Origin of the sequence: Pseudomonas mendocina, assembly GCF_900636545.1 — a bacterium.
GTDB lineage: Bacteria > Pseudomonadota > Gammaproteobacteria > Pseudomonadales > Pseudomonadaceae > Aquipseudomonas > Aquipseudomonas mendocina.
Genome location: NZ_LR134290.1, coordinates 1,795,515 through 1,808,573, shown reverse-complemented (window position 1 = coordinate 1,808,573; position 13,059 = coordinate 1,795,515). Strand labels below are relative to the sequence as shown.

Sequence of the window (13,059 nt, the reverse complement as noted above, 5' to 3'; positions counted from 1 at the left end):
CCCGTGTCCGTACTGCGTCTTCCGTCTCTGCCGGCCAGCGCCGGCAAACAGCAATGGGGCAATCTGCCCGGCGCCGCCCTCTCTCTGGCGATAGCCGAAGCGGCCAGCAATGCCGGGCGTTTCACCCTGGTATTGACCGAGGGCAGCCAGAGCGCCGAGCGCCTGCAGGAAGAACTGGCCTTCTTCGCCCCGGACCTGCCGGTGCTGCATTTCCCCGACTGGGAAACCCTGCCCTACGACGTATTCTCGCCGCACCAGGACATCATCTCCCAGCGTATCGCCGCTCTGTATCGGCTACCGCAACTGAGCCGCGGCATTCTCGTAGTGCCGATCGCCACTGCCCTACACCGCCTGGCGCCGAAGCGCTTCCTACTGGGTAGCAGCCTGGTGCTGGATGTCGGCCAGAAGCTGGATGTGGAGCAGATGCGCACGCGCCTTGAGGCCGCCGGCTACCGCTGCGTAGATACGGTGTACGAGCACGGTGAATTCGCCGTGCGCGGCGCGCTGATCGACCTCTTCCCGATGGGCAGCGACACGCCCTACCGCATCGACCTGTTCGATGACGAGATCGAAACCCTGCGCACCTTCGACCCGGAAAACCAACGCTCGGTGGACAAGGTCGAGTCGATCCGCCTGCTGCCGGCGCGCGAATTCCCACTGGAGAAGAAAGCCGTCACCGATTTCCGCGGGCGCTTTCGCGAGCGTTTCGACGTGGATTTTCGCCGTTGCCCGATCTATCAGGATCTCTCGTCCGGCATCACCCCGGCTGGCATCGAGTACTACCTGCCGCTGTTCTTCGAAGAAACCGGCACCCTGTTCGACTACCTTCCGAGCGACACCCAGGTGTTCTCCCTGCCGGGTATCGAGAAAGCCGCCGAGCAGTTCTGGCTGGATGCGCGCAACCGCTATGAAGACCGCCGCGTCGACCCGGAACGCCCGCTGCTGCCGCCGGCCGACATCTTCCTGCCGGTAGACGAATGCTTCGCGCGCCTGAAGAACTGGCCGCGCGTGGTGGTCAACCAGGACGATATCGAACCCGGCGTCGGTCAGACCCGCTTCGACGCCCGCGCCCTGCCCGACCTGGCCATCCAGGCCAAGGCCGGCGAGCCGCTGGCGGCGCTGCGCCGCTTCATCGAGGAATATCAGGGCCGCGTGCTGTTCTGCGCCGAGTCGGCCGGTCGCCGCGAAGTGCTGCTGGAACTGCTCGCCCGCCTCAAGCTCAAGCCGAAGGAGGTCAACGGCTGGCCTGCCTTCGTCGAAAGTGCCGAACGCCTGAACATCTGCATCGCGCCGCTGGATGAGGGCCTGCTGCTCGACGAGCTGGCACTGATCCCGGAAAACCCGCTGTTCGGCCAGCGCGTGATGCAGCGCCGCCGTCGCGAGAAAGGCCGCGAAGGCGGCGACAACGTGATCAAGAACCTCACCGAGCTGCGCGAAGGTGCGCCGGTGGTGCATATCGATCACGGCGTCGGCCGCTACCTGGGCCTGGTAACCATGGAATTCGACGGCCAGGCTGCCGAATTCCTCGCCCTGCAGTACGCCGACGACGCCAAGCTCTACGTGCCTGTGGCCAGCCTGCACCTGATCGCCCGCTACAGCGGCAGCGACGATGCCCTGGCCCCACTGCACCGGCTCGGCTCGGAAGTCTGGCAAAAGGCCAAGCGCAAGGCCGCCGAACAGGTACGCGACGTCGCCGCCGAACTGCTCGACATCTACGCCCGCCGCGCCGCCCGCGAAGGTTTCGCCTTCCAGGACCCGGCCGTGGACTATGCCACCTTCAGCGCCGGCTTCCCCTTCGAGGAAACCCCGGATCAACAGACCGCCATCGACGCCGTGCGCAACGACATGCTCGCCGGCAAGCCGATGGATCGCCTGGTCTGCGGCGACGTCGGCTTCGGCAAGACCGAAGTGGCCATGCGCGCCGCCTTCATCGCCGTGCACAGCGGCAAGCAGGTGGCCGTACTGGTGCCCACCACCCTGCTCGCCCAGCAGCACTACAACAGCTTCCGCGACCGCTTCGCCGACTGGCCGGTGAAGGTCGAGGTGATGAGCCGCTTCAAGAGCGCCAAGGAAGTCGAAGGCGCCGTGCAGCAGCTGGCCGAAGGCAAGGTGGACATCGTCATCGGCACGCACAAGCTGTTGCAGGACGATGTAAAATTCCACAACCTGGGCCTGGTGATCATCGACGAAGAACACCGTTTCGGCGTGCGCCAGAAGGAACAGCTCAAGGCGCTGCGCAGCGAGGTGGATATCCTCACCCTCACCGCCACGCCGATCCCGCGCACCCTGAACATGGCCGTGGCCGGCATGCGCGACCTGTCGATCATCGCCACGCCGCCCGCGCGGCGCCTGTCGGTACGCACCTTCGTGATGGAGGAAAACAAGCCGACCATCAAGGAAGCGCTGCTGCGCGAGCTGCTGCGCGGCGGCCAGGTGTACTACCTGCACAACGACGTGAAGACCATCGAGAAATGCGCCGCCGATCTGGCCGAACTGGTGCCCGAGGCACGCATTGGCATCGGTCACGGGCAGATGCGCGAACGCGATCTCGAACAGGTGATGAGCGACTTCTACCACAAGCGCTTCAACGTGCTGGTGGCCTCGACCATCATCGAGACCGGCATCGACGTACCCAGCGCCAACACCATCATCATCGAGCGCGCCGACAAATTCGGCCTGGCCCAGCTGCACCAGTTGCGCGGCCGCGTCGGTCGTAGCCACCACCAGGCCTACGCCTATCTGCTCACGCCGCCACGCAAGAGCATGACCGAAGACGCCCAGAAGCGTCTGGAAGCCATCGCCGGCGCGCAGGATCTCGGCGCCGGCTTCATCCTCGCCACGCACGATCTGGAAATCCGTGGCGCTGGCGAACTACTCGGCGACGGCCAGAGCGGGCAGATTCAGGCCGTCGGCTTCACCCTGTACATGGAAATGCTCGAGCGCGCGGTCAAGGCTATCCAGAAAGGCGAACAACCCAACCTTGACCAACCGCTGGGTGGTGGCCCGGAGATCAACCTGCGCGTGCCGGCGCTGATCCCCGAGGACTACCTGCCCGACGTGCATGCCCGCCTGATCCTCTACAAGCGCATCGCCTCGGCTACCGACGAGGATGGCTTGAAGGAGCTGCAGGTGGAGATGATCGACCGCTTCGGCCTGCTACCAGAGCCGACCAAGCACCTGATGCGCCTGACCCTGCTCAAGCTGCAGGCAGAAAAGCTCGGCATCACCAAGGTCGACGCCGGCCCACAAGGCGGCCGCATCGAGTTCGCCGCAGAAACCTGCGTCGACCCACTGACGCTGATAAAGCTGATCCAGGCCCAACCGAAACGCTACAAATTCGAAGGCGCCACCGTCTTCAAGATCCAGGTGCCCATGGAGCGCGCGGAAGAGCGCTTCAACACCCTGGAAGCCCTGTTCGAGCGCCTCGCGCCCACCACCTGAAGGACTCTCACATGATGCGCCCACTGCACCTGATCGCCCTGCTGCTCTGCCTGCTCGCACCGAGCGCCTTCGCCGAACGCCTGTACCAGGTTGAACTGCTGGTATTCCGCCAGGCTGGGGATGCTGTCATCGCGCCAAAGATCGCGCCGGACGACTGGGCAGGCACCGCACTGCCGATCGCCGGCAACGAGCGCCCCACCAGCCTCGATAATGAAGCCGCCAAACTCAATCCGGGCAACGGCTATCAGGTCCTGCTGCACAAGGCCTGGAGCCAGACGCTGAGCACCACACCGAGTCGCGTCGCAGTCAGCAGTGGCGAGGCGCACCTCGGCCACTACCCGGTCGAAGGCACTCTCGCCTTCACCCAGGATCGTTTCGCCGATCTGGATCTGGAATTGTGGATCAATCGCTTCAGCGCCGACGGCTTACTGGAAAGCAGCGAACACATGAAAGTCGCCCAGCGCTTGAAGGACAACAGCCTGACCTATCTGGATCACGGCAGCCTGGGAGCCCTGGTACGCATCAGCCCGCTTTAAGCGGGCCGTTTAACAAGGCCGCACGCAGCCTTCCCGCAGAAGCCCCGCCCCTCAGTCAATCAGTTGCGCGGCTCTGAGCGCTGCCACAGCCACCGACCAGCGTGGCACCTGGCGGTAATCGGTGCAGGCGTGACCACGCCCGCGCATGCGTTGCAAACGCTCGGCTGGCGTGACCTGCAAGCGCTGCAATGCGCTGAGGGCCAGCTCAGCCGAGCCCCGGTCATTGCACACCAAGCCCATGTCACAGCCGGCCGTGAGCGCCGCCTCGATACGCTTGCCGGCATCACCGACCACGTGCGCACCGGCCATCGACAGGTCGTCACTGAAAATCACGCCGTCGAAGCCCAACTCGCCGCGCAGAATGTCCTGCAGCCAGCGACGAGAGAAACCCGCCGGCTGCTCATCGACCTGCAGATAGATCACGTGCGCCGGCATCACCGCATCGAGCTCGCCAGCCAGGCGCTTGAACGGCTGCATGTCGCAGGCGCGAATCTCATCGAGGCTGCGCTCGTCGACCGGAATGGCTACGTGAGAGTCCGCCTCGGCCCAGCCATGCCCGGGGAAGTGCTTGCCGGTCGCGGCCATGCCCGCCTGGTGCATGCCGCGAATGAACGCGGCAGCCAGCGTCGTGGCGCGCTGCGCATCGCCCTCGAAGGCGCGGCTGCCGACCACCGCACTACGCTGGTGGTCGAGATCCAGTACCGGGGCGAAGCTCAGATCCAGCCCAACCGCCAATACTTCGGTCGCCATCAGCCAACCGCAATGCTCGGCCAGTTCTTCAGCGTTGTGGTTATCTGCAATCGCACGCATCGCCGGCAAACGCAGAAAGCCCTGGCGCAGGCGCTGCACACGCCCACCCTCCTGATCCACCGCCAGCAGCAGATCCGGCCGCACGGCGCGAATGCTCTGGCATAGCTCACGTACCTGGCGCGGCGACTCGATGTTGCGGGCAAAAATGATCAGACCACCCACCTCGGGCTGGCGCAGCATCTGGCGATCCTCGGCAGTCAGCCAGGTACCGGCGATGTCCATCATCAAAGAGCCTTGCATGAACGTATTCCTTATTTGAAATCCTGGTTTGCAGCCCACTGCGGGCACGAAGCCTCGCCGATGCGTACCTTGCAGTTCAGCGGCACGCGATCAAAGAGCGCCAGCATGTCGGTGTTACGCAAACGAATGCAGCCATGGGACAACGGCTCGCCCATGGGTTCCGTATCCGGCGTGCCATGCAGGTAGATATAGCGACGGAAGGTATCCACTTCTCCCATGCGGTTACGCCCCGGTTCGAGACCACTTAACCAGAGAATGCGGGTGAGAATCCAGTCACGACCGGGGAACTGCTCGTGCAACTGCGACGACCACACTTCGCCCGTCCAACGACGGCCGCGCAACACGGCTGCCAATGGCAAACCGGCGCCGACCTTTACGCAAACCTGATGCAACCCTCGCGGCGTACAGCCCGAGCCATTGCGCTCGCCCGCGCCGTTACGTGCAGTGGATACGGACAAGCGCACTACCAGCTGCCCGTCACTAAAGCCATAGAGCAACTGGTCGGCAATGGAGATGTGGAGTAAATCGAGATCGGGCATGGGCCGCTAGCTTAGCCGAAGGGCGAAGCCAAGCCCACCTGCTGAGCTGTCAGACCTTGGGCGCGGCGCTCGGCGTCTTGCTACGCGGCTTGAGCTGCGCACTGGCCAACGCCGGATCGTTGATCCCGGTTTCCGAGCGCATGCCCGCAGCCAGGAACGGCACCATCATGCGCATCACCTGCTCGATCGAGGTATTGACCCCGAAGTCGGTTTCGGACATCGCACGCAAGGCTTTGATGCCCGACATGCTGAACGCGGCAGCGCCAAGCATGAAGTGCACGCGCCAGAACAGCTCAAGCGGGGGAATACGCGGTGCGGCGTCATGCACCAGCAGCATGTAGCGGCGGAATACCTTGCCGTACACCTCTTCGAGGTACTTGCGCAGGTGCCCCTGACTCTGACTGAAGGCCAGGCCCAGCAGACGCATGAAGATGGACAGGTCGTTGCCACTGCGCGGCTTGACCGCCAGCGCCTGCTCGACCAGCAGCTCGAGCAACTCTTCCAGGGAAACCTGAGTGTCGGACTTGGCCTGACGGCGATCGAGCTCCTTTTCCAGGCTGGCGCAGAATGGCCCGAGGAAGCGTGAGAAGACCGCCTGGATCAGTGCCTTCTTGGAACCGAAGTGGTAATTGACGGCAGCCAGGTTTACCCCGGCCTTGCTGGTGATCAGACGCAGCGAGGTCTCGGCGAAGCCTTTTTCCGCGAACAGCTGTTCCGCAGCATCGAGAATGCGTTCAACGGTTTCCGACTGAGCCATGAGTTATCACCTGACAAACACTTGTTTGAAACATACGTTTCAGTCCACTCCATTGTCAAGCCGCATGAGCCGTCTTTTGTCCGGCGGGTCACAGCTTACAACAAGCAGAGACGCAGATTAGCCAAAGAGGGTAACAAGCCAAAAACCGGCGCCTGCAAATAGATCGTTGCCAAGCCCTTCTTACTGTATATAATCCCAGTCACTGTATAAAAAGACAGAGCCCCGCCATGCTGAAACTGACGCCACGCCAAGCCGAGATTCTCGCCTTCATCAAACGCTGCCTGGAAGACAACGGCTACCCGCCCACCCGCGCGGAAATAGCCCAGGAATTGGGGTTCAAATCACCCAACGCCGCAGAAGAGCACCTCAAGGCCCTTGCCCGCAAGGGCGCCATCGAGATGACCCCTGGCGCGTCGCGCGGTATTCGTATTCCCGGCTTCGAGGCGGGCGCAGCGAACGAGGACGAGGGCCTGCCGGTGATCGGCCGTGTCGCAGCCGGCGCCCCGATCCTCGCACAGCAGCATGTCGAGGAATCCTGCCAGATCAACCCGGCATTCTTTCAGCCCAAGGCCGACTATCTGCTGCGCGTGCGCGGCATGAGCATGAAGGACATCGGTATTTTCGATGGTGACCTGCTCGCCGTTCATACCACCCGCGAAGCACGCAACGGCCAGATTGTCGTTGCCCGTATCGACGATGAGGTGACGGTCAAGCGCTTCAAGCGCGAGGGCAACAAGGTCTGGCTGATTGCCGAGAATCCTGAATTCGCCCCGATCGAAGTGGACCTGGAGCACCAGGATCTGGTCATCGAAGGTTTGAGCGTCGGTGTAATCCGCCGCTGAGGAAACGCCATGCAAATGCAGCAGTCGTTCGAGCGCCCACAACTCCCCCTTTTCGACGCCTTCCTTGCCGGCGCGTCGAGCGAGCAGCCACTGGCTCCTGACAATATCGCCAATGGCGAGGATGATCAGGCATTCAGTGAATTGGCTTTGCGCGGCGCAGCCGGCCACTGCCTGCACTTACTGGCACCGATCCTGCGCGAACTGAGCCAGAATCAGGATGCACGTTGGCTGACCCTGGTAGCGCCACCCGCCAGTCTCACACAGAGCTGGCTGCGTGAAGCCGGGCTCAATCGCGAACGCATCCTGCTGCTACAACCGCGGCACGGGCAAAGTGCCCTGGAGCTGGCCGAGGAAGCACTCAAACTGGGCCGCAGCCACACCGTCATCAGTTGGCTACACCCAGTCGAGCGCAGCACTCGCCAACGCCTGGCACAGGCAGCCAATACCGGTAGCGCGCAGAGTCTGAATATCAGCCTGGGCTGAACCATTCTCGCCAATGAAAACGGGGCTCCATTGGAGCCCCGTTTTCATTGTGGCGTAGCGACGTCAGTGCAGGACTCGCGGACCTTCTTCCTCGGTGCTGAAATCACCTTCGGCCATTCGACCGGCCATCTGCACGCCGACATTGAGCATGGCCTTGGCCACCTCGATATGCTGCCCCTGCAGAAAAGCCTTGGCATCAGCGGAAAAGTCCAGGGTCACCAGCGCCTCTTCATCCTCTGCACGACGCAGGGCAATACGCCCATCGGGCAGTTCGACGATTTCCAGAAAGGATGTAGGCATGGCTCAGTCTCTGTGCAAAAACACGACATTGTAACAGTCCGCCGGAGTCATCCCCAGCCCACTGGTCCAGTTAAACCCAATCAGCACTCACTGAGGCCTTCGCGGAAACGCAGTATCAAGGCCTTGAGCTGCTGACGCCAGGCCTCGATATCGTCGAGGCTCACCTCGACAGGCTCCTCGCCGACGCTAACCGCCGTGATCAACGGCATCGAAGGATCGACCTTGGCCTTGCGCTCCTCGCGCGGAGGCTGGAACAGCTCAGCGTAGGCAGCCAGCAATTGCGCCAGCCAGGTTTCCCGCTGCTGCGCCAGCTCGACCAGCTCAGCCAACTCCGGGCTGGGCGATCCCTCGAGTACTGCCTGCTGAACGAACGCCTCGACACGCGAAGGCGCGGCGTCGTTCATGCGGTAGTAACCCGCAATCTCATGGCACACCCCAAGGAGCCCACCGTAAAGGTGAAACAGCGCGGCCTCACGCTCAGCCTGCACCAGCGCCTGCACGTTGAACGCGGAAGACGCCTCGGCCTTGCGCCAGTTATCCAGAGCAATACCGGCGAAGAAAATCTTCTGATTGGTGCGGGTGTAGATTTCTTTGGCCATCTCGGCGATCTCCACAGCAGATCGGGTCATGATACGCGCGTCGACCCGTAGCCAAACGCGTATCTCGTCAGCATTTCAGGGCTTTCAATCTTGCGGGCTAGCGCCTGGATACAAATACCAGGCGCCCCCGGAAGCTCATGAGCCGGGCCCTAGCGCTTGTCCTCGACCTTCCACTTACCGCCGTCGTAGAACGCACGCCAGCCGGTCGGCTTGCCGTCGACCTCGGACTGTACGTACTGTTCCTTGGTCTTGCGGCTGTAGCGAATCACCGCCGGACGACCGTCCGGATCCTTCTGCGGAGCATCGCAAAGGAAGTGGTACTTCGGATCGATCTCATGCTTGTGCGGGACAATTTCCAGCACCAGCGGCGCACGCGTTTCACGATTCTTGGGGAACTGGCTGGCAGCGAGGAACAGACCGGATGCGCCGTCGCGTAGCACGTAGGTGTCATCCACCTTCTCGCACTTGAGCTCGGGCATTTCCACCTTGTCCATCTTCGGCGGCGCGGCTTCGCCATTCTTCAGCAGCTTGCGGGTGTTCTTGCAGCTCGGGTTGGTACAGCCGAAGAACTTGCCGAAACGGCCGGTCTTGAGCTGCATCTCGCTGCCGCACTTGTCGCACTCCAGGCTTGGCCCTTCGTAGCCCTTGATGCGGTACTGACCCTGCTCGATCTCGTAGCCCGTGCAATCCGGGTTGTTACCGCAGATGTGCAGCTTGCGGGTTTCATCCAGCAGGTAGGCATCCATGGCTGTGGAGCAGATCGGGCAGCGATGCTTGCCGAGCAACACACGGGACTCGGACTCGCCCTCGTCATCCGCGGCAATCTCGTCGCCCGGCACCAGGTTGATGGTGGCCTTGCAGCGCTCTTTCGGCGGCAGCGCATAGCCGGAGCAGCCGAGGAACACACCAGTGGAGGCGGTACGAATCATCATCGGCCGGCCGCACTCACGGCACGGGATGTCGGTCAGGGTCGGCTGGTTGGCACGCATGCCGCCCTCGCCCGCTTCGGCCGCTTCGAGCTTCTTCTTGAAGTCGCCGTAGAACTCGTCGAGCAGGTTCTTCCACTCGCGCTCACCCTGGGCCACATCGTCGAGGTGCTCTTCCATGGTGGCGGTGAAGCTGTAATCCATCAGGTTGGCGAAACTCTCGTCGAGACGCTCGGTGACGATGTCGCCCATCTTCTCGGCATAGAAACGACGGTTGTGCACCGTCACGTAGCCACGATCCTGAATGGTGGAAATGATTGCCGCATAGGTGGACGGACGACCGATACCGCGCTTTTCCAGCTCCTTGACCAGGCTGGCTTCGGAGTAGCGTGCCGGCGGCTTGGTGAAGTGCTGGCTGGGGTCGAGCTGGATTAGCTTGAGGCCCTCGCCTTCCTTCATTTCCGGCAGGACATCGTCCTCGCCCGGCTTGCTCTGCTGCGGCAGCACACGGGTGTAACCGTCGAACTTGAGGATACGGCCCTTGGCGCGCAGCTCGAAATCGCCGGCGGCCACGGTGACGCTGGTGGACAGGTATTCGGCCGGCGGCATCTGGCAGGCGACGAACTGGCGCCAGATCAGGTCATACAAACGCTCGGCATCACGTTCCATACCGGACAGCTGGGTCGGGCGCAGATTGACGTCGGACGGGCGAATCGCTTCGTGCGCCTCCTGAGCGCCTTCCTTGCTCGAATACAGGTTGGGCTTGCCCGGCAGGTACTTGTCGCCGTACTCGCTGCCGATGAAGCCACGCACCATCTCTACCGCGTCGTTGGACAGGTTGGTCGAGTCGGTACGCATATAGGTGATGTAGCCGGCCTCGTAGAGACGCTGGGCCATCATCATGGTCTTCTTCACACCGAAGCCCAGGCGGTTGCTCGCGGCCTGCTGCAGGGTGGAGGTGATGAAAGGCGCCGACGGCTTGCTGCTGGTCGGGCGGTCTTCACGCTTGACCACGCTGTAGCTGGAGGCCTTGAGCTTCTCCAGCGCAGCCATGGCCTGGGCTTCATTGACCGGCTTGAAGGCAGCACCGCCCTCGCGCACAACCTCGAAGCGCACCTTGGCGTTCTTCGCGGTACCGAGATCAGCATGTACTTCCCAGTATTCTTCCGGCACGAAGGCACGGATTTCTTTTTCACGCGCAACGACCAGCTTCACCGCCACCGACTGCACACGGCCGGCGGACAGGCCACGGGCTATCTTGGCCCACAACAGCGGCGAAACCATGTAGCCGACCACACGGTCGAGGAAGCGGCGCGCCTGCTGGGCGTTGACGCGGTTGATGTCCAGTTCGCCGGGCTTGGAGAAGGCCTCCTGAATGGCCTTCTTGGTGATCTCGTTGAACACCACGCGCTTGTAGCGGCTGTCATCGCCGCCAATGGACTCGCGCAGGTGCCAGGCGATGGCTTCCCCTTCGCGATCCAAGTCGGTTGCGAGATAGATGGTGTCGGCATCCTTGGCCAGGCGGCGCAGTTCCTCGATCACCTTTTCCTTGCCAGGCAGGATCTCGTACTTCGCCTTCCAGCCGTGCTCGGGATCGACGCCCATGCGAGCGAACAGCTGACGCTTGGCCTTTTCCTTGGGCGACAGCGCAGGCGCTTCACCAGCGGCGGCCTTGCCGCGCTTGGCCGGCTCCTTGGTAGCGCTTGCCGAGCCGCTGGTAGGCAGGTCACGGATGTGGCCGATGCTCGACTTCACCACGTACTGGCTGCCCAGATACTTGTTGATGGTCTTGGCCTTGGCCGGGGATTCCACGATGACCAGCGATTTGCCCATGGATCAGAAAATTCCTGAATTGCGAAATATAGAAGGCTGGAAGCCATATGAGCCTGCTCACGAGCTCGTGAGCTAGAGTGATACAAGGCAAAAACAAGCGAGGAAGCGGAGTTTACGAGTGGTAAATGAGCATTCCGAGCTTGTTTTTTACGCAGTAGCGCCGACGCGCAACAGATCGTGAACAGGTTCTAAGGCCCCGCTATATATAGTGGCGACCGAGCGAAGGTCAAGCGCAGGGGATGCGCAGTCAGACTTCCAAACTGCCGATAGGGCTGACTTCAGCCTGAATCAAAGCAAAGCGTGGAACGCGCTTGCCGTCCACCTCGATCTCTTCGCAGAACATGCTCAGCGGTCGTACCCACAAGCCAAACTCGCCATACAACGCCTGGTAGACCACCACCTCTTCCTCATTCTCGGAATGACGTGCCACACCGAATACACGGTACTGCGGGCCTTTGTAGTGACGATAGAGTCCTGGCTGCAACTGCATGAGCGGTTCCCGAAATAAAAAGCCGTAAAAAGCAAAACCGGGGCACTGGGCCCCGGTTCTTGTCCACTAACGCTTAGATGCGTTCGAAGACGGTGGTGATGCCTTGGCCAAGGCCCACGCACATGGTGGAGACACCGAAAGTGCCGCCGTTCTGCTTCATGACGTTGAGCAGGGTACCGGAGATACGGGCCCCGGAACAACCGAAGGGGTGACCCAGAGCGATCGCGCCGCCGTGCAGGTTGACCTTCTCCTCCATCTTGTCGAGCAGTTTCAGATCCTTCAGCACAGGCAGGGCCTGGGCGGCGAAGGCTTCGTTGAGCTCGACGAAGTCGATGTCGGCCATGCTCAGGCCGGCACGCTTGAGCGCCTTCTGAGTGGACGGCACCGGGCCATAACCCATGATCGCCGGATCGACACCGGCTACGGCCATGGCGCGCACCACGGCCATCGGCTGGATGCCCAGGTCCTGAGCACGCTGGGCGCTCATGACGATCATGCAGGAAGCGCCATCGGTGATCTGAGAGGAAGTACCTGCAGTCACGGTGCCGCCTTTCGGATTGAACGCAGGCTTCAATGCAGCCAGGCTTTCCAAGGTGGTTTCCGGACGAATGGTTTCGTCGAAATCGTACATCTTCAGGAAACCGTTCTCGTCGTAGCCTTGCATCGGGATGATTTCATCCTTGAACTTGCCTTCGACGGTGGCCTTGTGCGCCAGACGATGCGAACGCTCACCGAACGCGTCCTGCTGCTCGCGGCTGATGCCGTGCATCTTGCCCAGCATCTCGGCGGTCAGGCCCATCATGCCGGACGCCTTGGCGGCGTACAGCGACAGGTGCGGGTTCGGATCGACACCGTGCATCATGCCGACGTGGCCCATGTGCTCCACGCCGCCGACGACGAACACGTCGCCGTTGCCGGTCTGGATCGCCTGCACGGCGGTGTGCAGAGCGCTCATGGACGAACCGCACAGGCGGCTGACGGTCTGGCCGGCGCTGGTGTGCGGAATCTGGGTCATCAGCGACGCCATGCGCGCGATGTTCCAACCCTGCTCCAGGGTCTGGTTGACGCAGCCCCAGATCACATCCTCGACTTCAGCCGGGTCGATCTTGGCGTTGCGCTCCAGCACTTTGCTGATCAGATGCGCGGACATGGTCTCGGCGCGGGTGTTGCGGTGCATGCCGCCCTTGGAACGACCCATCGGGGTACGACCGAAGTCGACGATCACTGCATCTCTAGGATTCAGGCTCATATTTCTACTCTCGC

General features: G+C 62.2%; 12 protein-coding genes. 4 read left to right on the top strand and 8 right to left on the bottom strand.

Translation table 11 applies throughout. The features are described 5' to 3' along the window. Window positions 1-3 precede the first annotated feature (3 nt). Both mfd and EL191_RS08335 read left to right on the top strand, forming a co-directional pair. Window positions 4-3,441, top strand: a complete 3,438-nt coding sequence (gene mfd, locus EL191_RS08340; protein WP_041977995.1) for a transcription-repair coupling factor — start codon at window positions 4-6, stop codon at window positions 3,439-3,441. Window positions 3,442-3,452: 11 nt separating this feature from the next. Further along, on the top strand, window positions 3,453-3,977 hold the full coding sequence (locus EL191_RS08335) for a CsiV family protein (RefSeq protein WP_017361519.1): 525 nt from the start codon (window positions 3,453-3,455) through the stop codon (window positions 3,975-3,977). A gap of 51 nt (window positions 3,978-4,028) precedes the next feature. Here EL191_RS08335 and nagZ read toward each other — a convergent pair whose 3' ends face one another. The 3 genes from nagZ to EL191_RS08320 are packed head-to-tail and all read right to left on the bottom strand — an operon-like array spanning window position 4,029 to window position 6,323. Beyond that, the gene (gene nagZ / locus EL191_RS08330) at window positions 4,029-5,027 is read right to left on the bottom strand and encodes a beta-N-acetylhexosaminidase (RefSeq protein ID WP_017361520.1); all 999 of its coding nucleotides are present in this window, start codon (window positions 5,025-5,027) and stop codon (window positions 4,029-4,031) included. Between the two features lie 11 nt (window positions 5,028-5,038). Next, a complete protein-coding gene (locus tag EL191_RS08325) occupies window positions 5,039-5,566 on the bottom strand; it encodes a L,D-transpeptidase (RefSeq protein WP_041977992.1) in 528 nt (175 codons plus the stop codon). Window positions 5,567-5,615: 49 nt separating this feature from the next. After that, entirely contained in the window at window positions 5,616-6,323 is a 708-nt protein-coding gene (locus EL191_RS08320; RefSeq protein WP_013714776.1) for a TetR/AcrR family transcriptional regulator, read from the bottom strand. A gap of 227 nt (window positions 6,324-6,550) precedes the next feature. Between EL191_RS08320 and lexA the strand changes: the two genes are divergently transcribed. Both lexA and sulA read left to right on the top strand, forming a co-directional pair. Further along, window positions 6,551-7,165, top strand: coding sequence for a transcriptional repressor LexA (gene lexA, locus EL191_RS08315; RefSeq protein ID WP_013714775.1), 615 nt, complete (start codon window positions 6,551-6,553; stop codon window positions 7,163-7,165). A gap of 9 nt (window positions 7,166-7,174) precedes the next feature. After that, complete coding sequence (gene sulA / locus EL191_RS08310) at window positions 7,175-7,648, top strand: SOS-induced cell division inhibitor SulA (RefSeq protein ID WP_017361522.1); 474 nt, start codon at window positions 7,175-7,177, stop codon at window positions 7,646-7,648. A gap of 63 nt (window positions 7,649-7,711) precedes the next feature. Here the strand turns inward: sulA and EL191_RS08305 are convergent, their stop codons facing one another. The 5 genes from EL191_RS08305 to fadA form a co-directional block, all read right to left on the bottom strand. Next, the gene (locus EL191_RS08305; protein ID WP_013714773.1) at window positions 7,712-7,948 is read right to left on the bottom strand and encodes a hypothetical protein; all 237 of its coding nucleotides are present in this window, start codon (window positions 7,946-7,948) and stop codon (window positions 7,712-7,714) included. Between the two features lie 80 nt (window positions 7,949-8,028). Next, entirely contained in the window at window positions 8,029-8,547 is a 519-nt protein-coding gene (locus tag EL191_RS08300; RefSeq protein WP_026041968.1) for a DUF6586 family protein, read from the bottom strand. A 149-nt stretch (window positions 8,548-8,696) separates the two neighbouring features. Further along, window positions 8,697-11,306 (bottom strand): type I DNA topoisomerase, encoded by a 2,610-nt coding sequence (gene topA / locus EL191_RS08295; RefSeq protein WP_017361524.1) that lies wholly within the window; start codon window positions 11,304-11,306, stop codon window positions 8,697-8,699. Between the two features lie 247 nt (window positions 11,307-11,553). Then, window positions 11,554-11,796 carry a DUF1653 domain-containing protein gene (locus tag EL191_RS08290; protein WP_013714770.1) on the bottom strand — a complete coding sequence of 81 codons (243 nt, stop codon included), beginning with the start codon at window positions 11,794-11,796 and terminating at the stop codon, window positions 11,554-11,556. A 73-nt stretch (window positions 11,797-11,869) separates the two neighbouring features. Beyond that, the gene (gene fadA / locus EL191_RS08285; protein WP_013714769.1) at window positions 11,870-13,045 is read right to left on the bottom strand and encodes an acetyl-CoA C-acyltransferase FadA; all 1,176 of its coding nucleotides are present in this window, start codon (window positions 13,043-13,045) and stop codon (window positions 11,870-11,872) included. Window positions 13,046-13,059: the final 14 nt, after the last annotated feature.